The organism is Allocoprobacillus halotolerans (assembly GCF_024399475.1).
Lineage (GTDB): Bacteria > Bacillota_I > Bacilli_A > Erysipelotrichales > Coprobacillaceae > Allocoprobacillus > Allocoprobacillus halotolerans.
In genome coordinates, this window is the sequence record NZ_CP101620.1 from 822,267 (window position 1) to 847,688 (window position 25,422).

Here is a 25,422-nt window from a genome sequence, read left to right on the forward strand (position 1 = left end):
CCTTATTGTTTATTACGTATATTATACAATAGTTTTTGTCTTAAATCACTAAATATATCTATGATTCCTATCACAACGTAAATGCGTATGATTACAGGAATCAAAAAACCAATAAAAATCAATATAATCCAACGTGGCTGTTGGTTCATAATCACAAACCATGATAGAAAAGCCACACCTTCAACTGCTAAAATCAACAAGCTTATCAAATGCATATAAGTCAAATAGATGGAGTCAAGATGATAGATATTCTGTAAAAAGATACTTAAAATTAATAGGGCTGTCACAATGATTCCAACACGTTTATTTAAATGCATAAGAGCAATATGAAAGGAAGATGGAAAAGAAATGTGAAAACGTGATAAAGTCAATTGACAAAGTAAGATAATCACATACATTTCTAATACTGACATAATGAATAAAAGAAGTGGAGCCAAAGCTAAAAATGCGCTTAATGAAATGTTTTGTGATAGGGTTGGAATCATACTTTCAATCATTATATATATTTCTTTCATTTCAGCCATCAAATCCATGCCTAATACACCAGCAAAAACTTCAAAAAGCAAAAAGTTTTTCAAGAACGTAAGTGTTAATGTTCCTATTAAAAATACACCTCGCGTTGCTTGACGCTTTAAAGCCTGACTAAGAAATAAACCAATCAAGCAGGATGAAAAAGCAGAAATTGCAAAAAATGGTAAACCCGTAATTACAATTACTAACATGGCTGTCAAAACCACCAATAACCCATCTTGTAAACGATAGTGATAACTATACCAAACCAATGGAATCACCATACCATAACAAATAAAAATATCAAATAAACTTCCTGTATACGTATTCAAAATAGATAATGCTCCAAAGATAGCTGCAATCATAGCACCTTGAACCATCTTTTTTATTTTCACATTTCCCATATGATTGTCCTTTCTACTAAAGTATCGCTATTATAACACAAAAGAAAGAAGATATGCAAAAAAGGAATAATGCTAGACTATTCCTTCATGTTGTAAAGCTTTCATAATCCCATCACAATCAATAGAATCCGTAATATATGTCGCTTTTTGTTTTAATTCCTCTACAGCATTTCCCATCGCAATACCATGTCCAACTTCCCTAAACATAGCCTGATCGTTATAACCATCACCAAAAGCATAAGCATTATCTCGATCAATATCAAAATAGTTTAGTAAATAAGCAATGCCATCCCCTTTATCAAAACCAATGGTTGAACAATCACATGATCCATGTCCACCGTGATCATTGATAACAAGCTCTTCTTTAAAGGCTTCAATCAGTGTATCTCTTTGTTTTAATGAATGATAAAACAAATCAAAAGTATAAAACGATAAATCTTGAATTGATTCTTGTATATGACTTGGTCCATATTCATTCTGAATCTCTTGTATCTGTTTGTCATCTAATAAATAAGGAATAGCCACTTCATCTGAAACAAACATCGCTCCTGCATTCAAATCTTTGATTTTATTTTGATAATATAACAATTCTTTCTTTGAAAAAGCTTCACCATGTAATTTTTGTCCTTGATATAAAATATATCTCCCATTACATGTGACCAATCCACTCACTAAATGAGAAAATAAACTTTGAGCATAAAAAGGTGATCTTCCTGTACAAATAAAAGTCAAATAACCACGTTCTTTTAATAACTGCAAAGCTTTTAAATTGCTTTCTGGAATCACACCACGAATAGCTAATGTACCATCAATATCAAAGAAAAATATCTTTTGCATAACTATACTCCTTTTCTAAATATCTTTTAACAAATGATTGGGCTAACGATCCTTGCTTAATCACTTTTAAAACATCTCCTACTGGTATCCATTTGGCTATATCGACTTCACTTGTTAGAGAAAAATCCATTGAATCCACAACCACTGCATAATTATGCATTAACGTATTCGTCCTTTGATAATATTCATTATCATTATACATATAATCTTTCACTTGCAGATGGACTTCTTCTTGAATTTCTCTGATTAATGTTTCTTTAGCATTTTCACCCTTATTAATATAACCAGCGACCAGAATATAATCTTCTTGTCCATATTGTTGAATTAACAAAATTTTATCTTTTTGAGGATTAAAGATAATCGCTGAAATAGCACTATTAAACATTGGAAACTTAAATTTTTGACAATGTTGACAATAAGGCATTGTGCCATCAATTCCACAAGCTTTTTCTATAAGTTGATTACCACATTCATCACAATATTTCATAATCTCGACTTCCTTTGTAATATTATAACATAAATAAAACTATTAAAATAAAATAATTTTTGATAATCCTAATGAGAGTAGAAAAGGTATATTCTAAACATTGTCAATCTATTTGTTGATCAATAAAGAAAAAAGAATCTCAATATTTCTTAAAAATATTGAAATTCTTTAAGTTTAATTTAATGACATTGACTTTTACAAACTTTTATTTTTTTCGATATGACATGTATGTTTCTTTGTTTGTGGATCATAGGTAATCTCTACAATCAGTAAGTTATCTTTATATTTTTCTAATTCTTTTGGATATTTCTTTTCTTTGATTTGCGTGATAGCTGTTTGGACATCTTGTTTCCACTTGAGTTCGACAATCATGGCTGGTTTATCATGATAAGGTATAAAAACCATATCTGCAAAGCCTTTGCCTGTTGGCATTTCCCTAATGATTGTGTAATGATTTCTGGCATATATATAAGCAATAGACAATGTATATGCCAATGCATTTTCATTGTTGTAGGTTAAAATGGATGTATCCAAATGGGCTTCTTCTATATACTTAGCAACCATTTCTTCGTCTTGATTACACGTAGCTTCCAATAGTTTTTGACTGTTCAGTAATGCCTTGGTTGGTTCTTTCCAGTCAGAATTTCTAATTGAATTGACAAAGGAATCAATCACTTCTTTATTAGGTATATAACATGTCTGATGAGAGTCGTTATATCCCAAATAGCCTAGATGGATTAATAATGTCAAGACATCGTCCTTTGATTTTAAAGTCGTCATATCATTTTGAAACGATGAAGTCTGCACAGGAACATTTTCTCCTGCTAGAAGTTTAATAACGTCATCTTTCAAGCCATCAAAGTTCATATCAATATAGACTTGCAAGGCTTCATAAGTTTCGGTAGATGTCCAATAGTTGCCAAATTTCTTGCAAACAATCGCTGAAATGACAGATTGTGGAGAAAATGTAGACAAGTCATCTCTGACCTGATAGCCATCATACCATTGTTTCATTTCATCATAGCTGACATGATGTTGTAAACAGAGATTTTCAACTTCTGTTTCAGTCAATCCCATAAATTCAGGAAGTGGTCCTGCATCAATCATGGATATTTCTTCAAACATGTTCAAGGCACTATGAGTTCCATATTTTTTAATAGGAAGAATACCTGTCATATAGGCGAGTTCAACATAAGGCTTATCTTTTAGTAGATTTCTTAAAAAATCAAGATAAGTTTTTTGTGCATCCTTATCGTTTTTATATTCTCTAAAGATACAATCCCATTCATCAATAATGAAAATGAATTGTGTTCCCGTTTCTGCATAAATATCTTCTATAATTTGAACAAGATTGGATGAATCTATAAAATCTACATCTGAAAAAAATTTTTTGATTTCTCTAAAAAGAAGTTTAGCAAGCAGTGCAATCATCTTTTCAATATTATGCGTTTTACTTAAAAAATCTTGCATATTCAAATGAAAGACATTATGGTTGTTGAGATGAATTTCATATTGTTCAGTCTGACTTATTTTTAAATGATTAAATAAATCTGATGAATCACAGCCCTTAGAATAATAAGCCACAAGCATATTAGCATCAGTAGACTTACCAAAACGTCTAGGTCTAGATACACAGATATATTTATTCACATTTTTCTTTAAATATTCAACCTGTTGAATCAGTAATGATTTATCTACATAGATTTCTTTATTAAATGCTTCTAAAAATTGAATATTATCAGGATTAAGATAAATTCCCATAAAATCATCCTCCTTTGGCTTATTATACCATTTTTTATTTGATTTATCATCTTGAAAAGATTTATTTGTTTTCCATAAAAATATTATAAACCAAAAAAAGACTCGTGTTGCCAAGAATCTTATTTTATACTTTTTCCTAATTGATAAGCCTTTTCCATAAAGGAAGAACGAGATGTCATTGTTGGTGTACCACAACCTGTCGCAAGAATCATACCTAAATCTTCAAAATGCATATAATCCTCGAGTGCTTCATAATGCATTTGCACTGCATCCATAGTACCTTTAGAACTATTTCATGCTGCACATATAAAAGCTGTCTTTTTATGCATTGAAGATAATTCCATTGTAAAGCTATATATACGATCAATAGCGGCTTTTAACTGTGCTGACAAATCAACGTAATAAAGTGGTGATACAAATACAATCATATCATGACTTAACATCAGTTCTTTCAATGTATTCATATCATCTTTTTGAACACATGGTCCATTCATACCACAACGTTCACAACATAAACATGGACCAATGTGATGATGGGCAACATCAAATTCTGTGATTTCATGATGATTTTCTTGAACACCTTTGACGAATTGACTGGCAAGCAGATTAGAAGATCCTTTGACATGTGAACTTCCTTTCACAACTAATATTTTCATAACAAATCACTCCTTTTTATTGTTGTTGTAAAATGAGATTTTCTTTTGAAAAAGCTAATGATTTCAAAGTTGGTTCCATATATTTTGTAAAGACACCAATCAGTTTTCCAGTTAATAACGCCGAAATTAATGTTCCCTCTCTAATCGCAACAATATGCCCTATAAAAACAAGTGCAATGATAACCCCAACACTTATAAATAATAAATCTGATAAAACTTTTGCTTTAGAGAATGGCATTTGAAATCTTTTCGCTACTGCTAGATTAAATCCTTCCGGTGCATTAGGTACAATATCCATAATAATATAAATCGTTGCACCAATCGCACAAATCACAATACCTATAATCATACAAATAAACTGTTCAATATAGTTGTGTAATCGAATAAAACTTAACATTTGTCCTGTTAAATCAACAAAGATACCAAAAACTAAACTAAATGGCACTTGTAATAAATTCTTTAACTGAAAGTTTTTTCCTAATAATAACCATTGTATCAAAACTAGACAGGCATAAGTCATAAAAGTAGTTGTTCCTAAAGTAATATGCGTTGCTTGACTTAATGGAAAAGTAAATGCTGATACTGGCGAAATGCCTAAATTAGAAATAATTGATAAGTTAATTCCAATTGTAATAATAAACAAACCAAATAAATATAACAAAACACGATTCATCATTTTCATCTGTATTCCACCTTTCATTATTATCATATACCCTTATTCCAATTATGTCTAATACCTATTTTTTATGATTATTCATACATTTTAAGCATAATTAAAACTCAAACTTTATAAAGATAAACTTCATAAATATTTGAGTTTCTTATTGAAAGATTTTTCTTAACATTTGAACAAATTCTTCTATATAATAATTGGTATTCTTTTTACTCCAACATGCAAAATAGTTTCTTTGAATTGGCTTACCATTTTTATAAAGAGGAATTCTTTTAATTCCATAAATCGGTGTCGCCATATGTCCAATCACATCAATCGGTAAATAACCACGATTCCCAGCTACCATTAAACGTGCTTGTTCCAAAGAATCTACATATAAAAACTGATGGGATAAACTTAAATCTTTTTCATAGAAATTCTTTTCTGATTCTTCATAACCTTTTGATACAACCAAAATACATGACATAGATTTTAAATCTTCAATCGTTATGACTTCTTTTTGAATCAAAGCATTGACTGATGCAATTTCTACATAGGACTCACTATATTTTAATTCATAATTATAATAATCATCATTATAAGCTCTTCTTTGTTCACTCACTTTTAAATCTATTTTTCCCTGAACAAGATATTCATATAATTCTTCATGTGTCCCACTGACAATGGATATTTTCACTTCAGGATATAAATCATAAAATTGTGTAATGGCTTGTTGGAGTTCAAATAAATTAAAGTTTTTTGGATAACCAATTATTAATGTCAGTTCTTGATCTTCACCTAATCTTTTGGTTTCTAAAGTTACCTGTTCAACTTCTTTTAAAATAGCTTTAGCATGACGATAAAAATATTTTCCAGCTTCCGTTAATTCAAAATGCCTTTTTTGACGAATCATCAATTGCACTTGTAAATCAGCTTCCAATGCTTGAATTTGTTGAGAAATCGCAGATTGAGAAATATAACATTGTTGAGCAGCTTCAGTAAAACTCCCACATTCTACAATTGTGACAAAATAAGTCATTTGTTTCAATAACATGATTTCTCACCTCTGTTTCCATTTTATCAAAAATCATTTTTCTTCACAATAACGTTATCAAAGTCTAATGGACAATATTTAAAAAAAGAGTTTCATATGAAACTCTTTTTTTGAACTGTTATTTAACTTCATGCTTTTTGAACACATTTTAAAGCATTTAAAGTTCTTGGAAAACCAATAAATGGAATACAATGAGAAAGCACTTGAATTAAAAATGACTTATCATTTCCCAAACGTATATTGGCTTGAATATGTGAAGATAACTGTGCTTCACAACCACCTTGTGCTGTTAAGAAACAAAACGTTATTAATTCTCTATGACGATAGTCAAGACCATTACGTGTATAGTAATCACCAAAGCAATGATCTGTTAACCAATAACGGATATGTTGTATTTCTGCTTCTCCACTTTTATAATAACCATCCATCGCAGGGCCGAAAATATCAATCTGTGCCTGATTTCCTTTTTCTAAACGATTTTCACGATTAGTTTGTGCTTGCTTTTCTAAAGGTAAAGAAATCCCTTGAGATACTAAAAACTCATTCGTTGCATGTAAGAAAGGAAAAACACGTCCAATCCCTAAATAAGCAGTTGCCTGATAAACAATTTCTTTCATTTCTACTGGTGTAACTTGAAACTGATATGCCGCCTTTAACATAGCTTTATATTCATCAATACCTTGACAACCTATAAGCATCGCAAGAATGGCAATATGTCTTGTATAATCATCTAAATCATCATGATTGATGATTTCATCAAAGGCAAAATTATCAAATAAAGTGATAAATTCAGGATCTGTTTCTAACAATTTAGACTCATAACCAGGAAACATCTTATTATGATATTGTTTAGCTTTTTTGTTATTTCCATTGGAATCACCTACCCATTTTTGAATTTGTTTAAAACTATCTTGAACTTGATGTCCATAAATAGCTAACCCTTGATGAATATTAGCATAAGGAATAAGCATTTTTAAATCTTGTATACTTTTACCAAAGCCACTGCCTTCATGCGTGACAAAAGGATAAATATCTTTTCCATCAAAATCATAGCTTTCTAAAAATGTCCAAACACACATTGGCATCGTTGACCACCAGTTAGGAAAACCTAAATATATTTTTTGATAATGCTCAAAATGTGGAATGATGTTTTTCACTTTTGGCCTAGCCTGTGTTTCTAATTCTTTTTTCGCAAGTTCTGTACAATCATGATAGTGAACTGGATATTCATGTAAAGGTTCAATTTCAAAAATATTACTCTCTATCATTTCATGTATTTGATTGGCAATGACTTGAGTATTGCCTTTTTCTAACTCCACAATATTTCCATTGACATAGTTTTCATGACGATGTGAAAAATAAACAATTAAAGACTTCATCTTTTAATGTCCTCCAAAGACTTCAAATTCCATATTTGCAAGTTGATGATCAATCATTTGAATATCTTCATCTAAGAGTTGAATATTTCCTGCTTCAAAATTAGAGGCTAATCTTTCAATTTTTCTTGAACCAGGAATAGGAATAATATTATCAAATTTACCAAGCATCCATGCTAATGAAATCTGCGCATTCGTTGCCTGATATTGTTCACTCATCTTAGAAATCACTTCTAATAATTGATTGGTTTTGACAATTCCTGTTTCACTGTATTGAGGCATATTTCTTCTAAAGTCTTGTTGATCATTTTGAAAATCTGCCTGTGAATGATAAGCACCTGTTAAAGCTCCATTAGCTAAAGGAGAAAAAGCAATATAAGTGATTCCTAATTCTTGACACACTTTAATTAGAGGTTCATGCCATCTTGCCATCATAGAATATCTATTTTGAATCACTGTGACTGGACATACAGCATGTGCCCTTCTTAAATAATCTTCATTGACTTCACTTATTCCCCATGCTTTAATTTTTCTTTCTTGAATCAATTCTTTCATCACTTCAGCCACAACTTCTGGTTCAACTTTTGGATCAATACGATGTTGATAATAAATATCAATATGATCAGTTTGTAATCTTTTTAAAGAGCCCTCTATTGATTCTCTGATTTTTCGTGGAGAACTGTCAAACTCTAAATGATCTCCTTTATGTGTGACTCCAAATTTTGTACAAAGCACAATTTCATCTCTAAAATCTTTAATCGCTTCACCTACAATTTCTTCATTATTACTAATCGTTCCATCAGGATTGACACCCGTATAACATTCAGCAGTATCAAATAAATTATACCCCATACGAAAAGCTTCCTGTAAAATATGAATCGCTTCTTGTTTTGGTGTAGGTGTTCCACTGGCATGAGATAATCCCATACATCCTAACCCCACACTACTTACATACATATCTGTTTGTCCTAATCTTCTTTTTTCCATTGTTCAATCCTCCTTTGGTTGTAGTGGTCCATAGAAATAACATGCAGTTGCTCCACCATCAATTAAAAAATCTGCTCCGGTAATAAAGGCACCTTGTGGACTCATTAAAAGTTCTGCCATATTTGCTACTTCATCTGCTGTACCTGGTCTTTTAGCTGGGCAAGATGCAAACATATTCTTATAAAAATCGCCTCTTGGTCCATTCAATTCATCAATCGCTAATGGTGTCACAATAATACCTGGTGAGATGGAATTGATTCTGGCACCTTTTTCACCCCAAATGACAGATTCAGCCATTACTCTTTTTCATTACAACGTTTGGCAAGCTGATAGGCATGTAGAGTATCATGAATCTGATCTGGTTGCAAAAAATCTAATTGTAATAATTCTTCTGTTGGTGTCATAGCAAGTAATCTGTCTTTTTTTGCCCCTAATTGTTCCATGCGATGTCCGGATTGTGATGAAATCGTTACACCAACACCTCCTGGTTCAATGACTTTTCCAACTTCTTCTAATAAAACAGCTGTTCCAAATAAATCAACTTTTAAAATTGTTTCAATGGATGCCTGACTAGGTGATACACCAGCTCCATTGACTAACATTGTAATTTTTCCTAGTGACTTTGCATAAGCAATCATATCTAAGATGGATTGACGAGAAGATAAGTCCATTTCATAGGCTTCCACATCAAAACCAGCCTCATCCATAATCTTTCCAATAGATAAAGCATGGTCAATATTTTTATCTCCTAATATAATCTTTTTTCCATACCCCATACGTCTAGCAATCGCCATACTGATTTGACCTGCTCCAACAACAATCATTACATCTTTCATTCTCTCATCCTCCTATAAACACATTTGATAAATATTGATACAATCTTCTTGCGTTAATGGTCGATATGCCTTTGGTAAAGACTCCTGATTACGACAAGTTTTTTTGCCATGACTGCAAAATAACGATCATCAACATTCACTTCTGATAAAAATTCAGGTAAACCAAGTTCTTCTTTAATAAAAGTCTGTAATGCTTCAATAGCTTGATAAGCCATAGTTTCTTGATCATCTTGTTCTTTGATTCCTAATACTTCTTTTCCAAATCTTGCAAAATCTTCTACGACTGTTTTATCTTTATCTAGTAAATACTTCATCCATTTTGGTGTAATAATCGCTAACCCTAAACCATGTGTCAAATCATAAGTTGATGACAATTGTTCTAAAGCATGTAATGAAGCTTGGGTTTGAAAACCTGATGTACAAAAACTATTCAATGCCCAACTTGCCGCCCATAATAAAGTCGCTCTGGCTTCATAATTATTCGGTTCTTTAATGGCAATCGGTAGTTCTTGTCTAACTGTTCTTAACAAAGTTTCAACCACTTGAAATTGTAATGGATACTTCTTCGCATTTACAAAATAATTCATATCTAAAAAATGCGCCATAATATCAAATCCTCCACAAGCTGTTTGAAAAGCTGGTACAGTCATCGTATTTCTTGGATCAAGAAAAGCGACTTTTGGTCTAATCACCTCTCCATTAATACCACTTTTGATACCTTTTTCAACGTTTGCAATAACACAAGATTTATCCATTTCACTTCCCGTAGAAGCAATTGTAGGCATAGCAATCACAGCTAAAGCATCTTTCCATTTGACATTACCTTCAACCAAATCCCAAATATGATCAGATTCACTTAAAGCTGTTGCGCTAATCGCTTTACAACAATCAATCGTTGAACCGCCACCAACAGCCAAAACACTTTGAATATGATTGTCTTTACATATTTTCACACCACGATCAACCGTTGTATGACGAGGATTCGGTTCAACTGCACCAAGTTCAAAAACCTGTATACCATGTTGTGTGAGTTCATCCATCACTTCTCGATATAATGGTGATTGCTTAATAAATTCTCCACCATAAGCAACCAATACCTTATCACCAAATCGTAAAACTTCTTCATGTAAATGTTTTAATTGATTTTGTCCAAAATAAACTTTTGTAGAGTTTTGAAAAACGAAATCATTCATCTTTAATCTCCTCCTATCTGTTTATATTTTATGATTTTTATCATTATCAAACAATTTCAATTCCTAATACAATCCATAAGTTTTACTTATAAATCAAAAAAGAAATGACCTTAGCCATTTCCTTGATATTTCAATCTTTTTTATTCATAGTCTAAAACCTGAATTTGACAACTTTTCATTGTTTCAATAGCTGCTTTATGTTTACTTTCATTCACGCCAGCACAAGCATTTTCATAAACTGTCATTGGTATTTCAGGAAAATTTGCTTTTAAAATTAAAGCATTAGAAATCACACAAATATCTGTACAAACACCTACAAGCACAATTTCTTCAGGTTGATATGAAGCAATCAATTCAGGTAATTGCAAACTTCCAAATGTTGGTTTTTCTACCACAATGGCTTCATTTGCATATTCTTTTAATCCTGGTACAATTTCCCATCCTTCTGTTCCTTTCAAACAATGTTCAATTGGTAACATTTTACCCTCACTTGTTGATAAATAATCTTCATGATGTGTATCTTGTGTAAAAATCACTTGTGCATCTTTGTTATTGTCTAACAAATCACGAATCACTGGAATTGTCGCACAAGCCTCTGCTGTTTTTAAACTTCCTGTCACAAAATCATTTTGCATATCCACAACAATAATCGTTTTTCTTGTCATTATCCTTCGCCCCTTTTCTTTGTTTTCTATTATACCACAGTTTTCTATCAAAACTCATTGAATATAAAGATTTATACACAAAAGAAAAGTTGAATCAATCAGCTTTTCTCATACTTTATGAATATATTTTAATTTTTCTTACATTTTACAACAATTCCAATAACAGCAATAGATAATACCATACCAATAACCCAAATAGTTCCAAAACTATTATCATCCGTTTTCACTGTATCTTGGCTTAAAACATTATTTTGAGTATCCTTTTTATCATTAGATGTCAACTGACTCTTGTCGTTTTCAACTGTAATATTAATATGTGAATTATCATCAGAATCAACTGTTTCTTTTTTTATCAAACCATTGATTGGTAAATCAATATTATAAACAGTTTCATAATTCAATGTATCTTCAGGAATATAAACCGCTTTATAAGTTTGAATACCTTCTTTATCAATAATTTGACTTATATCTTGCCATTTCCAGCCACTAGGTAATTGAATATCTTCCAAAGTATCACCTATATAACCATTTAATGATTTTGGTAATTGATAAGATGGTTTTGCTTTACTGATAATAAAGTCTTGTACACCTTGACAACCATTATAGTAATCATCAGATGGTACATTCACAACAAGTTTGTATTCTCCAGCTTGTACTGGTGCTTTATCAAGTTCTTTCCATCCTTCTCCATCTTTTTGCCACCATGAATATTCAGGTATTTCTTGACTTCCTATGAATTCTATATCATTCTCAGGTACTTCCACTGCCTTTCCATCATGTGTCTTGTCTAGTTCTTTGTGAAATACTACTGCACTTTCCCCTTTAACACCTGCTGCTTTACTAAAAGATAAAGAAACTCTATATTTTAATGGTTTTCCATTAATTGTACCACAATCATATTTATAAACTATATCTTCACCAAAATTATAGCCATACACAATATCAGTATTTTGATCTATTTTTCCATTTTCAATAATAGTCACTTTATTTTTATCAATATTTCCTAATTTTGTTTGTTCTTGAATTTTAAAACTATTTCCAATAGCTCCAAGACTAAACCTACCATTCTTTAAGGTATAAATTGATATTCCATTCTTTTCTCCAATATCTAACCAAGCTAAATTGTTTGAAGTACTAAGAGTTCTAAACTTCTCATTTTTACTAAGGTCTAGGTAAGTAATGTTGTTTTCAGCTATGTCTAAATAAGACAAATTTTCAAGATGGGAAACATTTATATTGCTTATGTTTGTTCTACTAATATACATTGTTTATATTAATTTATTATTACTGACATCTAATTTACTAATACTTGAATTATTCATTAAATCTATACTTGTTAACTGTGTATTCTTAGAAATATCAATAGAATATAATCGCATCCTCTAAGACCAAGAATCATCAATGATGGATTATTTTTTAAATTGATACCATTTTTCAAATATCTTCCATCGCAAGTTAAAGATTTTAATTTAACATTTTGTCTTATATCAATTGTAAAAGCAAAACGTTACTGAGAACTTACAGAACAGTCTAACCTTTCTAATTCAGTAAAAAATTCTATTCCTTTTAAATTTTCAATATCATCACCATAACTCCATTTTCTGCTTATATTCATTTCTGTTGTAGAGAGAATTTCACTCTCAGATAAAACATTATTTCCATTAGCATCTATTTCTTCACTTACATATCGTCTAAAATTTTCATCAGGAAAATTTGTTTCATTTATCGCTATATCATCAGTTGCCATTATTTTATTATCCATAATATTTACATTTAGCAATATAGTTGAAACAAGTAATAATGCCATAAAAATATTTAACGTTAACTTCTACTAAAATTATACATCTATATAGTAAGCGTCAAATAATAAAGCCCTATAAATAATGCTGAAGAAACACTATAATAGGACTGTAAGTATTTATTGGATTTCATTTAACGACTAAAAGATCGTATTTCTACGATTTTTTAGTCAGATATATGTTTTCTGGTAATGATTTTGACCATGGCATGATCTTTTCTAGTTCCTTGTCATCATTAATATCTATTTCAGTTAATGCTGTTAAAAGATATTCAAAATAATCATATGGCTTGAGATTATTAAGTTTTGCTGTTTCAAGGAGCGAATAGATTGCTGCACTTGCTTCTGCTCCTTTAACTGTGTTTGAAAACAGCCAGTTGCGACGACCTACGCAGAATGGACGAATTGAATTTTCTGCTCGATTGTTGGATATTTCAATACGACCATCTTCAAGATACAATCTTAAGTTTTCTTCCTGGTTGATACTGTATGTTAAGGCTTGGCTGAGTTTGGTCTTTTCAACTGCTACTTTTGCACATTCCTTGACATCCTTGAAGAAATCATCAATGATTGGCTTTGCTTCTTTTTGTCTTGTGTCTTTGATCTCTTCATAGCTTTTGCCTTTTAATTTCTTTTCAAGCGTAAAAAGCTTATTGATCTTATGAAGAAGTCTGTAACTTGCAGTACCTTTTAGATCTGTATCAGATGGTGCACCATCAAGTGCTTCTAAATACTTTCGACGACAATGTGCCCAGCATCCCATGTGTCTGATATCATCAAGTTTGTCATAGGCCTGATATCCATCTGTCTGAAGTATATTATGATATCCTTCAAGATGTTTCTTTGCATGTTCATGACCTCTTGTGTTTTCATAAATGAAATGAACAATTTGCTTGTCTTCACTTCGTCCTGTCTTGTATACCCACATATAGGATTTTGTTGTTGGTTTCTGGTCTGGAACATTCAAAACCTGATTTGTTGTTTCATCCGCATGCAGATATTCACTTTGAAGAAGTGTCTTATGCATATAATCAGTCATTCTTTTGAAATATTCATCATGAAGCTTGATCATCCAGTTGGCCATTGTCTGTCTTGATAGTTTCAATCCAATCTGATTGAACATCACTTCCTGTCTGTATAAAGGCAATGCCTTATTGAATTTATTATCAATAATATATGATAAAAGTGATGGTGATGCAAAACTCTTATAGATAACGGAAGCTTTCATATCTGCCTTGAATATTTTTGATTTTAATGAATCTTCCTCACATCTGTCACAGGTATAGACATATTGAACATGCTCAATAACTTCATATTTTGCAGGATGATAGACAAGTTCTTTTCTGATGTTTTCACCAATCTTTCTTAATGGTTCACCACAGTCAGGACAGTTCTTGTTTTCTAGATCATAAATCTTTGTTACAGCGGGTAATGATGAAATATCAATGCCACGTTTATTGTTTTTCTTTTTTCGTTTATATGTCACTTCTTCAAGTTTTGGTTCTGCTTTGATTGGAGTTGATTCAATTTCAATTTCATCAAAAAGAGAAATCTGGTCAGGAAGAACAATTTTTTCTGATGATGAACCAAAAGCTTCTTCTGCTGAAGTCTGATCTGCTGACTGTACCAGTTTAACTGTTCACTTAAAACATTGATCTCGTTATCCTGTCTTTTGATTCTTTCTTCAAGCATATTGATTTTTTTGATTAGTTCTTCCTGACTTAAATTTCTCAGATTCATTGTATAATTCACTCCATATCTTAATAATTCAACGAATAGTATTGTACCATATTTCAATATGAATTATTAGATGAGAAGCTGTTTTTCTTTGAATTTTTCTTCAAATTCAAGGCCTTCCAGAAGCCAGTTGAGCTGAGTGGAAGTTATTTTTCTTGTATTGGAATCATCATGTTCTTCAATCTTGAACCTGCCATGTTCAAGTCTTTTGATAAACAGCCAGAAACCATTGGATTCATAATAGAGTATCTTGATCCTGTTTCTGGCTTTGTTTGTAAAGATAAACAAACTATGATCAAGAACATTCATCTGAAACTGAAGATTCACGATCTGTGTCAAACCATCAATCGACTTTCGCATATCAACATAATGGCTTGAAACATATATATTCTTGATTTCATCGGTGTTAATGATCATTTTAATGCACCAATGACTTTATCAAGCAATGAAGAATCAAATTCAACAGTATGACCATCAATATTCATCGATACAAGAGCTGGCATGTCATCAATAACTCCAACAGGCAGAAAGATATCAGTAGAAACCGAATCCTTTTGAATCTTCCTTTTATTTTTATAGAAAGAGCTGAGAGCAAGATGATGTTCATCACAGTATTTATTAACAGTGAGTCCACTGTTCAGCTGATCATCAATGATCTTTTTCCAATCATATTTCATGTAGCTAAACCTCCTTTTCAATTGGTAGTTACATTTTATATGATTTGTTTTATAAATATCAGTGCTATTTCATTTGACGCTTACTCTATATAAATATATCAAGCCATTAGTCCTTATCTAATGGCTTGATAGTTTCTCTTGCGAATTCTAAATAATCTTTTTCATTTATTCCTATTTGCTTTAAGATTTTCTTTTGCTTATTGGTTAATTTATACCTTATATGATATTTCTTATCTGATAACTTTGTTACTCCCATTTTATCGTATTCTCTCAAAACCTTTGGTACTGTATATTCTTTTTTGTTTTTTAGATATAATGGTTTTAATGACTTGTAAATCTCGTTCCTTATGATAAGCGCTATAAATGATATAAATACTTTGCTTTCTAAATGTTCATCCAAATGCACTCTAAATACATCGTTGCCTAAATATGTCTTCTCCATTCTAAATACTTTCTCTATCGCATCTCTATCTCTATATATTTTTAACGCTTCTATTGCACTCATTTTTCGTGATGTGATGATTGTAAAGAACCCAGCTCTATTTATGAGTCCCTTTATCTCCTTATCTTTTCTTGTATAACTTTGAAAATATCCATTTTCATCAAATTTCAGCTTATAATATTTCTTATATCCCGCTACATCTTCCTGCCTTTTTATGATCTTGTTTCTCTTTTCTTCCAGTTGCTGATCCAATTTATGAAATCTCTGATTTATGATGATCTTCTCTCTTTCAGCAGCGACTCCATCATAATATACATGTATATATTGTTTGTTCCCTGTATTGAATAATTCCTTTTCTATTGTTTTCCCATACAGCTCATAATCTTCCATATAGTATTGATACCCTTCTCTTAGCAATGCTGCACTTTCTTCTATTGACTTTGTAATAAATGCTGCATTACCTTTCGCCATAAGAATATAGTCATAATCATTCCTTTCAAAATATTTTATATTTTCTATGGAAAAATATTCTCTATCCAATATGAATCCCACATCTTTGCATCCATAGGATCTCGCTCTATCTACCATTTTTTGACATTCTGTATTATCTATGATACTTCCTGGATATATTTCATAAAACATGGGAACTTCATCTGTCTGATTATATCCTATAGACAAATTCACCTGTGGCAGGTCAGGATCATCTTTCGCATGTCCATACTCTGCCAATGTCAATGACCCTGCCACAGTATTCATATTGGAAGAATCATAGCAAACATAGATGCCATCCTTATTTTGCATAGCCACCCACGACCTGATAAATAAATCCATTTGACAACCCGTTAAAGAGCCTAGCAGTTTTCCAATAGTGCCGTCTGTAAAATTAGCTTTATTAAATAAAGAATGGCTATAGCCATAATCATCAAAATACTGCATGACATTATTTTCAGACATAATCATATAGGTAGCGATGTCAAGGATCTTATCTGCTTTATCATGAAAAACAGTTTCAAGAAGAGAATATAAAGATAACTGACCAGAAATTTTATCTACAACCAAATGAGGGCCAATGGAAATAAAATCAGCTCTGTCACCGAGTTCATCTAAATCGTTAGAATCAGGAAACAATTCAAAATATTTCTTATTGGGAATTAGCATGCCATTTTCATCAAGCTTGCCAATAGAAACACGTGACGGGACAGAACGTTTTAATTGGGGAGAATACTTAACACATTGAGTTAAGTAGACATATTGACGTCCATTGTTTTTGACAATGACAGTTCTATCAGGTCTAACCACAGGATTATATTTCATACGCTGTCCCTCCAAAATAATAGATGTATATTCATACATCTATTATAACATATATTTTCTAATTTTTACGTTATAGATGTATAATTGTAGTAGAAGTTAACGTTAGAAAGAATTGGTGATATATATGATAAAAAAGAAAATTTACCTGAATGTCCTGTCGCAACAACAGTTCAACTTATTGGCAGCAAATGGAAATTATTAATATTAAGAGATTTATTAAATGGCACAAAGCGCTATAACGAATTAAGAAGATCTCTTCCAGAAATATCACAAAAGGTTCTTACATCAACTTTAAAATCAATGGTCAGTGATGGAATTGTTGTAAGAACAGCTTATCCAGAAGTTCCACCACGTGTTGAATACTCATTAAGTTCTTTAGGTGAATCTATGAAACCAGTCATTGCCTCAATGGAACAATGGGGTTATCATTATAAGGAAACACTCAATAAATAACACAATCGAGTAGGAGAAAATAAATAATTTTATGAGAATACGTAAAATGTTGTGTAAGTAAATAACGACAAAGTACGACAACCACTTAAATTAATGAAGCTCCCGGGTCAAGACCTGGGTATCTTCACGCTTCGCTTATGCGATGCTATCATATACTCAAATACAACTGCTTATATTCCGTATCTTGTTTACCCTGTTCTTTCACATATTCTCTGATTACTTTTTCGTTTTGATTTTTACCGACAGATGCGATAAAATATCCGTCGCTCCAGAATTGTCCTCCCCATAGTTGTTTTTTGACCTGCGGACACTCAGCAAATATTTGCCTTGCAGTTATACTTTTTATGATTTTTACCAATTTTGAAGGAGCATACTCAGGTGTACTTTGAACAAGAAAATGCACATGATCTTTGTCTGCCCCTATTTCAAGAAAATGTATATAATCATATCTCAGTTCTATCCCAGGCAAATTTGCTTCAGATGTTCTTCAACAGAATCATCAAATACTACGCGACGATATTTTGCCGGACAGACAATGTGGTAAACAAGATTACTCACATTATGTGATAGATGTATAAATTGACTATTTCCCATTATCATCGCCCTCACTCTCGTATGATTGCGAAATCACTCTGTGATTTCGATAATAAATTGTTTTACACAATTTATTATATCATACTTCGTTCGGCTTTACGCAGCAAGCTGCGGGAAATGCCCATTGAGTTCTTCCGTATCCTTCACTCGGATACTTCAGAACTTATTATATTTTCTTCGTATTTTAAGTATACCCTGTTCTTTTTTGGTTATACTATAATGTATGTCTTTTTGAATATATTTCATGATCTTTATCAAGTTTTGAACTGTCAGGAATGATTTGATTATTGATGCTTAAAAGTATCTTAATCAAACTTTCCTGACTTTTTTCTCATGAATGATTTAGCTTTTTTCAAATTATCACGTTTTTTCGACTTATTTCTTATTCTTCCATTATTCTTAATTGTGCCATGATCTTATCCCAATCTCTATATCTTACCGTCCACTTTTTACTTATTTTTTCTACTGCCAGATATAATATCTTTCTTAGACTTTCATCGGTTGGAAATGATGATTTTGTTTTGGTAATCTTTCTAAATTGCCTATTCAACCCTTCTATTATATTTGTTGTATAGATGACCTTTCTAATTTCCACTGGATAATCAAAATATGTTGATAAGATATCCCAATTGTCTTCCCAACTCTTTACAGCTGATGGATAATGCTTATTCCACTTCTCTTTGAAGACTGATAACTGATTCAATGCCATTTCTTCTGTATTTGCCTGGTAGACCAATTTAAGATTTTTCATGAATTCTTTGATATGTTTATAACTTACAAATTTGGTGCTGTTTCTAATTTGATGGATAATACATCTTTGAACTCTAGCTGTTGGATAAACTGCTTCTATTGCTTCTTTAAAACCTGTCAATCCATCAACGCAGAATAGTGAAACCTTGGATACACCTCTACTTTTCAGTTCATTAAGAACTCCTGTCCAATATTTACTTGATTCACTTGCACCAACCCAAATACCTAGCACTTCCTTCATTCCTTCTTCATTAATGGCCAAAACAACATATGATGCTTTTGTCACGATATGATGATCTTCTCTGACTTTATAATGTATTGCATCCATAAAGACAAATGGATAATAATTATCTAATGGTCTGTTTTGCCAATCAGTAACAATAGGCATAATCTTATCGGTAATTTTGCTTACCAATTCTGATGAGATATCAACATCATAAAGTTGTTTAATCTGGTCTTTGATATCATTCAAGGACATACCTGTTGCATAAAGGGATAATATTCTTTCTTCAAGACCATCAGCATTTCTTTGATATTTCCCAATAATGCCAGATTCAAACTCGCCATTTCTATCTCTAGGTACATTAATTTGAACTTCACCAAGCTGAGTTTTAAGAGTTCTTTTAGTAGAACCATTACGATAGTTCTTCTCTTGAGAAGAATCTGCTCTTCTTTGGGATTTATCGAAACCAAGATAATCATCCATTTCAGCATTAAGTGTTTCTTGAAGAACATCAGCAAACATCTCTTTCATACAGTTCATGACATCTGTTGTTGATGTAAAATGTTGTTCCTTAACAAGTTGTTTGATTAAATCTTTAGAATTAAAAGTTGTGTCCATAACGTTTTCTCCTGTCTTTCTTATAATTTAAGTATTGACGTTTTGTCGTTATTTACACAACTTTCTTTTTACTACCAATTTTATATTTATTTTCGACCTCTCACACCACCGTACGTGCCGTTCGGCATACGGCGGTTTAAATCTATACTGAAATATGTTTTAACTGATATTGGGCTACCATTGATGGTAGTCCTTTTCTATATAATAAATCATTAGTTATTCTTGTTTGAAGAAATGTACTTGCACATCTTGCATATGATTTTCGACTGTTTGCCCAAGTTTTAGCTTGCCATGGTAATGCCCCTAACTTTCTTAGTTGCTTTTCTCTATTTCCTATGGTTTTCCATTTCTTCCATAAGTACATACGTATCCTAAATCTTATTTGTGCATCTAGTTTTCTACAGACTTTTATAAAATTTCCAATACGGTAATAGTTAATCCACCCATTTACAAGTTGTCTTATCTTAAGTATTCTATATTCCCACGATACTGACCAACTTCTATTTGTTAGTCTCCTTAGTTTTGTTTGCAGTGTTGCGATAGATTTCTCATGTGGTTTTGCTTTCCACATAGATGAAAAAGAGTCATAATAGAATCCAAATCCTAGATATTTAATATCATTAGGTTTGGAAACTTTACTTTTAGTCATATTTACTTTAAGTCCTAGTTTCTTTTCTATGAATTTACTAATGTTTTCCATTACTCTATCGGCGGCTTTACTGCTACCCACTAATATAATACAATCATCTGCATATCGTGTGAATCTTAGTCCTCGTGCTTCCATTTCCTTATCTAGTTCATTGAGAACTATGTTACTGAGTAGCGGACTTAGATTTCCACCTTGTGGTGTTCCTACGACTGACTCTTTATATTCATTATCAATCATAATCCCGCTTACTAGATATTTCCTAATTAGGGATACTATTTCTCCACTCTTTACATCTTTCATGACAAGTGAAATAAGTTTATCATGATTAACTGTATCAAAGAACTTTTCTAGGTCTATATCTACTATCCACTGATAGCCTTCATTCATATATTCCAATGCTTTGATGATTGCCATTTCGCAACATCTATTTGGTCTAAATCCAAAACTATTGTCACTGAATATTGGTTCATAGATAGGTATTAACACTTGGGCTATGGCTTGTTGGACAAATCTATCAAGTACTGTTGGCACTCCTAGATTTCGTATTCCGCCATCGGGTTTGGGTATTTCTACTCTTCTCACAGGTTGTGGCTTATATGTCTTGTTTCGTATACTGTCCTTAATTTCTTCTAGATGTTTATCTAAATAGTCTTTAAGTTCAGCTACTTCCATTCCATCTACTCCACTTGCACCTTTGTTTCGTTTGACTTGTGTAAATGCTAGTTCTAGATTAGTATCACTAAGCATTTCCTCAAGCAATGTGTTATCAGTTTTCATATTTTCGTTACCTCCATTTCTTTCGCTATCCATTATACTCACCTTCCCTACATTCTTCTTTCGGGTCTTCTAGTGTACTCGTCTATCTCCACGGTTTCGTATAATGAAATCAATTCAAAATTCAATAACTGATAGATTTATTCAGTCCTTCGCTCCATGACCATTACAGTCACTTCCTTACTACTACGACTTCTGCTGACTTCTCACTATTCGTTGTTACTGCTGTATCGCTAGTGAGACCTCCCGGGATAAGGTCATATCTCTTTCCTCCCATATATCCGCCACATTTACATATAATAGTCCTATTCGCAACCTCTTATGACTTCGTGTTGTTTTGCACACTCGTCCCTATTATATGCCTGATGTGATTCGTGTTCCTCGGACCAGGACTTTGCCTCCATCTTCTTTCAGATTCCATCTCACGATAGACACCCTTGATATTGGCTAGTGGTTGGCAGTTGCGACATCGCCCCCACAGTGGACTTTCACCACCTAGATATATGCCATGCCCGGCATACAAAACAAAGGAAGTCATGAAAAACTTCCTTTTTATAAGCTATATTTTTGTCTATCTTCTTCAATATTTCCATGATGTTGTAAAGATAAATCCGTATATTGCATAATTTCAAATTTATTACCATCAGGATCATGTATCCACATTTGCCATGTCTGGGATTGCCCTTTATTTGGTTCAACATCTATTTCTATTCCTGCCTGAACAAGTTCTTCTCTTGCTTGAAATATGTCATCAACCATTAATGCAAAATGAGAATATCCTACTCTTGAATTTGCTGGTTCATGTTCTTTTTGACCATCAGCTTTAGGAAAGAGTTCTAAATATTGACCCGGTGCTATTTCAATAAAAATATAAGCAATATCTTTAGGAAGTGTTCTGGCTCTTTTGGTCCAAGCTTGACGTTTAGGATTATCTTTGTAAGCATCATATCGCATGATAATCTTTGCTTTTAAACCTAACTTATTTTCATAAAAATCTCTCATAACATCCATCTGGTCTGTATAAAATGATAAATGCATTATTTCATTAAATTTCATTATTATCCTCCAATTTTATAAAGATTCCCCATTTGTTTCTATCACATGTTTATACCAATAGAAAGAGTCTTTAGGGTAACGTTTAAGAGTACCTTTACCTTCATCATCTCTATCAACATAGACAAAACCATAACGCTTACGCATTTCACCAGTTCCAGCTGAAACAAGATCAATACATCCCCACATCGTATATCCCATTAAATCAACTTTATCTATATCAACAGCTTTCTTCATTTCAGTCAAATGTTTTTGAAGATAATCAATACGATAATCATCATGAACTGTTCCATTTTCAAATTTATCAATCGCTCCCATACCGTTTTCTACAATAAATAATGGTTTTTGATAACGATCATATAGATTATTCAATGAAATTCTTAATCCTATTGGATCAATTTGCCAATCCCACGCTGTTATCTCTAAATATGGATTTCTTCCACCTTTCGCAATATTCCCTACAACTTCCATAAGTGGCTCATCACTCTCTACTTGAGAAAAATAATAACTAAAAGCTAAAAAATCTACTGTTCCCTCTTTTAAAATATCTTCATCGCCCTTTTCCATTGTGAAATGACCATTGATCATTTGAGCATATGAACGACAAGTATTTGTATATTTCCCTCTCACATGAACATCTCCAAAATAATATGTCTTTAACATTTTTTCTCTCGTTAAAACCTGGTCTGATGGTTTACATGTATATGCATAGGTCAAAGGATAAATTAACATACAGCCAATTTGAAAATCAGGATTAATTTTGTGACCTTCAATCACTGTTAAAGCACTCGCTAGCAACTGATGATGAGCCACCTGTAATTTCACATCTGCCTCATTTTCATCATAACGATATATAATTCCTGCCTGATGCCAAGGTCTTGGATTAATAAAGAGCGCATTGATTTCATTAAACGTTAACCAATATTTAACCTTATTCTTATATCTTTCAAAAACAACTTTGGCATATTTTACAGCAAAATCAACAAGTTTTCGATTTCTCCATGAATCATATTTTTTAACTAACGCTAATGGCATTTCATAATGGTGTAATGTCACAACAGGTTCAATGCCATATTTATGCAATTCATCAAAAACATCATCATAAAATTGCAATCCTTCCTCACAAGGCTTTTCATCATCGCCATTTGGAAAAATTCTTGTCCATGCGATAGACATACGATAACATTTAAAACCCATCTGCGCCATCAAGGCAATATCCTCTTTATAATGATGATAAAAATCACTCGCATTATGACTTGGGTATAAAACACCCTCTTGAATATTTTCATCTATTTGACGTCGCACACCATGTCTGGCTCCTCTTTCAACATCTGCAATACTTAATCCTTTGCCACCTTCTAAATATGCGCCTTCAAATTGATTCGCAGCTGTGGCACCACCCCAAAAAAATCTTTTCTTAACATTTTTTAGTTCCTCTTTTCTTTTTCCTTTAAACATTGTAATGCATAAATAATTAATTGATGATCTTGATTATGTTGTAAACCTGAAACACAAATACTTCCAATAACTTGATGATTGACAGTAATAGGAAAACCGCCACCACAAATCGCATATTGATCTTTTAAATAATCGTATTGGTGATTTTCTTCATTTTGTAAATAGATATAATAAGATGAATGCTTAAATTTTTCTACTGTTCTTTGTTTTTTATCAAGCCAAGTTTCTCCAGTTTTTCCTTCCATTAAATATTGAAAAACAATATCATTATGTAAAGTGATTCTAATGCGTACTGGTTTTGCATGTGATTCTTGTATTTGATTGATAATATTTTGTCCAATATAATAAGCATCTTGATGTGTAAAACAAGAAAACGTATATTCTTTTTCTTGCATTAATATATCATTAATCATCGTCTACTGCCCGCCATTCTTTTCCATGTTAATCGTCTACCTTTTGCTGTGAGTGCCATTTGATAAATATCTTCAGGTATACTCATACCATTTAATCCAGCATCTCCAATGGCATGAATATCAGCACCAGTTTTTTTAGACTCTATTGTACAAAGACGAATTGTATCTTGATCACTGCCTTCAACTGAACCATCTAAAAAAGATAATGCCAATGTTCCTGGTTTGTAAGTATGAATGAATGTCACAAGTTCACGCAAATCTTCTGTTGCTATGCCAAAACGTGCTCCTGGCATAGGCAAAGTAATACAATCCGCCCCTGCATCAATAAGACGTTGAATAATTTCTTTTGATTTTTCTAATCCCAATTGTGGATCACCTAAAACTGGCTCAATGTTTCCATCTTCCCATTTCCCTGCAAAAATCAAAATATCATCTTTCACAATGTCTTTACACATTTGAGTTGCTTGAATAATATTCTCATAAGTCACACCCGATCCTGGATTACCTGCCAGTACTACAAAATCTGCACCTTCTTCCTTTAATAAAGCAAAGTTCTGTTGTAATGCTTGTCGTCCTTTTGGAATATTTTTCCACCCATAAGTTGTCACTTCTTGTTCTTCAAAAGTTTGTGATTGTCCTGTTTCAAGATAAATACCAATTGGTATATCAATATAATTTTTTAATTCTTTTAAACGAATTGTTTTATTGGTCCAACCTTTTTCTTTTCCCTGATATTCTTGAATCATCCAATCACTTCGAGCTGGCGCAACATCATTAGGAGCAATAAAAACTTCATCTTTATTCATACTATAACCATTCACCATAATCATATCCGCTCCCATTGCTTGAGCTAATTCTGGATTTGTCACATCATTCAAAACACTTCTACGAGGATTTAATTGAGCCATAATCACTCGTCCTTCTGAACCTTTAATAGAAGCTTTTAATTCTCTCGCATTTAAATCTTTAATTCACTTCTTGAATTACTAATCAAACGCATAACTGCCATTACTGTACCTCCTTAACAAAGAATATCCTAAAGATAGGATAT

28 protein-coding genes and 1 pseudogene are annotated in these 25,422 nt (G+C 32.1%); 1 reads left to right on the forward strand and 28 read right to left on the reverse strand.

The features are described 5' to 3' along the window. Window positions 1-2: 2 nt before the first annotated feature. From NMU03_RS05020 to NMU03_RS05120, 21 genes are all read right to left on the reverse strand, one after another. The gene (locus tag NMU03_RS05020) at window positions 3-914 is read right to left on the reverse strand and encodes a DUF2232 domain-containing protein (RefSeq protein WP_290141578.1); all 912 of its coding nucleotides are present in this window, start codon (window positions 912-914) and stop codon (window positions 3-5) included. Window positions 915-986: 72 nt separating this feature from the next. Further along, on the reverse strand, window positions 987-1,751 hold the full coding sequence (locus NMU03_RS05025) for an HAD family hydrolase (RefSeq protein WP_290141579.1): 765 nt from the start codon (window positions 1,749-1,751) through the stop codon (window positions 987-989). After that, entirely contained in the window at window positions 1,729-2,238 is a 510-nt protein-coding gene (locus NMU03_RS05030) for an NUDIX domain-containing protein (protein ID WP_290141580.1), read from the reverse strand. The genes NMU03_RS05025 and NMU03_RS05030 overlap by 23 nt, the downstream gene beginning before the upstream one ends. Before the next feature lie 195 nt (window positions 2,239-2,433). Continuing rightward, a complete protein-coding gene (locus NMU03_RS05035; protein WP_290141581.1) occupies window positions 2,434-3,999 on the reverse strand; it encodes an AAA family ATPase in 1,566 nt (521 codons plus the stop codon). 119 nt (window positions 4,000-4,118) lie between these two features. After that, a complete protein-coding gene (locus NMU03_RS05040; RefSeq protein ID WP_290141582.1) occupies window positions 4,119-4,259 on the reverse strand; it encodes a hypothetical protein in 141 nt (46 codons plus the stop codon). A gap of 33 nt (window positions 4,260-4,292) precedes the next feature. Next, window positions 4,293-4,655 (reverse strand): flavodoxin family protein, encoded by a 363-nt coding sequence (locus NMU03_RS05045; RefSeq protein WP_290141583.1) that lies wholly within the window; start codon window positions 4,653-4,655, stop codon window positions 4,293-4,295. A gap of 16 nt (window positions 4,656-4,671) precedes the next feature. Beyond that, window positions 4,672-5,337 carry a YczE/YyaS/YitT family protein gene (locus NMU03_RS05050; protein WP_290141585.1) on the reverse strand — a complete coding sequence of 222 codons (666 nt, stop codon included), beginning with the start codon at window positions 5,335-5,337 and terminating at the stop codon, window positions 4,672-4,674. A gap of 139 nt (window positions 5,338-5,476) precedes the next feature. Beyond that, window positions 5,477-6,361, reverse strand: coding sequence for a LysR family transcriptional regulator (locus NMU03_RS05055; protein WP_290141586.1), 885 nt, complete (start codon window positions 6,359-6,361; stop codon window positions 5,477-5,479). A 128-nt stretch (window positions 6,362-6,489) separates the two neighbouring features. Continuing rightward, the gene (locus NMU03_RS05060; protein WP_290141587.1) at window positions 6,490-7,740 is read right to left on the reverse strand and encodes a flavodoxin; all 1,251 of its coding nucleotides are present in this window, start codon (window positions 7,738-7,740) and stop codon (window positions 6,490-6,492) included. 3 nt (window positions 7,741-7,743) lie between these two features. Beyond that, complete coding sequence (locus NMU03_RS05065) at window positions 7,744-8,724, reverse strand: aldo/keto reductase (RefSeq protein ID WP_290141588.1); 981 nt, start codon at window positions 8,722-8,724, stop codon at window positions 7,744-7,746. Between the two features lie 3 nt (window positions 8,725-8,727). Next, window positions 8,728-9,021, reverse strand: a complete 294-nt coding sequence (locus tag NMU03_RS05070; RefSeq protein ID WP_290141589.1) for an SDR family oxidoreductase — start codon at window positions 9,019-9,021, stop codon at window positions 8,728-8,730. Continuing rightward, complete coding sequence (locus NMU03_RS05075; protein WP_290141590.1) at window positions 9,021-9,560, reverse strand: SDR family NAD(P)-dependent oxidoreductase; 540 nt, start codon at window positions 9,558-9,560, stop codon at window positions 9,021-9,023. The genes NMU03_RS05070 and NMU03_RS05075 overlap by 1 nt, the downstream gene beginning before the upstream one ends. A 53-nt stretch (window positions 9,561-9,613) precedes the next feature. Continuing rightward, entirely contained in the window at window positions 9,614-10,753 is a 1,140-nt protein-coding gene (locus NMU03_RS05080) for an iron-containing alcohol dehydrogenase (protein WP_290141591.1), read from the reverse strand. A 140-nt stretch (window positions 10,754-10,893) separates the two neighbouring features. Continuing rightward, window positions 10,894-11,418 carry a cysteine hydrolase family protein gene (locus NMU03_RS05085; RefSeq protein WP_290141592.1) on the reverse strand — a complete coding sequence of 175 codons (525 nt, stop codon included), beginning with the start codon at window positions 11,416-11,418 and terminating at the stop codon, window positions 10,894-10,896. Between the two features lie 128 nt (window positions 11,419-11,546). Beyond that, window positions 11,547-12,629, reverse strand: coding sequence for a hypothetical protein (locus tag NMU03_RS05090; protein ID WP_290141593.1), 1,083 nt, complete (start codon window positions 12,627-12,629; stop codon window positions 11,547-11,549). Window positions 12,630-12,925: 296 nt separating this feature from the next. After that, window positions 12,926-13,165 carry a hypothetical protein gene (locus tag NMU03_RS05095; RefSeq protein WP_290141594.1) on the reverse strand — a complete coding sequence of 80 codons (240 nt, stop codon included), beginning with the start codon at window positions 13,163-13,165 and terminating at the stop codon, window positions 12,926-12,928. A gap of 208 nt (window positions 13,166-13,373) precedes the next feature. Further along, window positions 13,374-14,702 carry an IS66 family transposase gene (gene tnpC / locus NMU03_RS05100; RefSeq protein WP_290141595.1) on the reverse strand — a complete coding sequence of 443 codons (1,329 nt, stop codon included), beginning with the start codon at window positions 14,700-14,702 and terminating at the stop codon, window positions 13,374-13,376. Beyond that, on the reverse strand, window positions 14,699-14,956 hold the full coding sequence (locus NMU03_RS05105; RefSeq protein WP_290141376.1) for a hypothetical protein: 258 nt from the start codon (window positions 14,954-14,956) through the stop codon (window positions 14,699-14,701). Before NMU03_RS05105 ends, tnpC begins: the two co-directional genes overlap by 4 nt. 66 nt (window positions 14,957-15,022) lie before the next feature. Then, window positions 15,023-15,370 (reverse strand): IS66 family insertion sequence element accessory protein TnpB, encoded by a 348-nt coding sequence (gene tnpB, locus NMU03_RS05110; protein ID WP_290140619.1) that lies wholly within the window; start codon window positions 15,368-15,370, stop codon window positions 15,023-15,025. After that, window positions 15,367-15,630: an IS66 family insertion sequence element accessory protein TnpA gene (tnpA, locus tag NMU03_RS05115; RefSeq protein ID WP_290138208.1), complete on the reverse strand. Its 264-nt coding sequence runs from the start codon at window positions 15,628-15,630 to the stop codon at window positions 15,367-15,369. The genes tnpB and tnpA (NMU03_RS05115) overlap by 4 nt, the downstream gene beginning before the upstream one ends. A 106-nt stretch (window positions 15,631-15,736) precedes the next feature. Next, entirely contained in the window at window positions 15,737-17,386 is a 1,650-nt protein-coding gene (locus NMU03_RS05120; protein ID WP_290141596.1) for an IS1634 family transposase, read from the reverse strand. Between the two features lie 177 nt (window positions 17,387-17,563). Here NMU03_RS05120 and NMU03_RS05125 point away from each other — a divergent pair, with 177 nt between their 5' ends. After that, window positions 17,564-17,839, forward strand: coding sequence for a winged helix-turn-helix transcriptional regulator (locus NMU03_RS05125; RefSeq protein ID WP_435372944.1), 276 nt, complete (start codon window positions 17,564-17,566; stop codon window positions 17,837-17,839). Window positions 17,840-17,987: 148 nt separating this feature from the next. On the opposite strand, the pseudogene tnpA (NMU03_RS05130) reads toward NMU03_RS05125, so the two are convergent. The 7 genes and pseudogenes from tnpA (NMU03_RS05130) to NMU03_RS05160 form a co-directional block, all read right to left on the reverse strand. Further along, window positions 17,988-18,433, reverse strand: a pseudogene (tnpA, locus tag NMU03_RS05130) (IS200/IS605 family transposase). A gap of 382 nt (window positions 18,434-18,815) precedes the next feature. Further along, complete coding sequence (locus NMU03_RS05135) at window positions 18,816-20,024, reverse strand: IS256 family transposase (protein ID WP_290140083.1); 1,209 nt, start codon at window positions 20,022-20,024, stop codon at window positions 18,816-18,818. Between the two features lie 142 nt (window positions 20,025-20,166). Next, the gene (ltrA, locus tag NMU03_RS05140; protein ID WP_290138291.1) at window positions 20,167-21,483 is read right to left on the reverse strand and encodes a group II intron reverse transcriptase/maturase; all 1,317 of its coding nucleotides are present in this window, start codon (window positions 21,481-21,483) and stop codon (window positions 20,167-20,169) included. Between the two features lie 516 nt (window positions 21,484-21,999). Then, complete coding sequence (locus tag NMU03_RS05145; protein ID WP_290141597.1) at window positions 22,000-22,503, reverse strand: VOC family protein; 504 nt, start codon at window positions 22,501-22,503, stop codon at window positions 22,000-22,002. A gap of 15 nt (window positions 22,504-22,518) precedes the next feature. Further along, window positions 22,519-23,958: a 6-phospho-beta-glucosidase gene (locus tag NMU03_RS05150; RefSeq protein WP_290141598.1), complete on the reverse strand. Its 1,440-nt coding sequence runs from the start codon at window positions 23,956-23,958 to the stop codon at window positions 22,519-22,521. After that, window positions 23,928-24,371 carry a heme-binding protein gene (locus tag NMU03_RS05155; RefSeq protein WP_290141599.1) on the reverse strand — a complete coding sequence of 148 codons (444 nt, stop codon included), beginning with the start codon at window positions 24,369-24,371 and terminating at the stop codon, window positions 23,928-23,930. The genes NMU03_RS05150 and NMU03_RS05155 overlap by 31 nt, the downstream gene beginning before the upstream one ends. Beyond that, on the reverse strand, window positions 24,368-25,342 hold the full coding sequence (locus NMU03_RS05160; RefSeq protein ID WP_494337170.1) for a DUF7916 family protein: 975 nt from the start codon (window positions 25,340-25,342) through the stop codon (window positions 24,368-24,370). Before NMU03_RS05160 ends, NMU03_RS05155 begins: the two co-directional genes overlap by 4 nt. Between the last annotated feature and the right edge of the window lie 80 nt (window positions 25,343-25,422).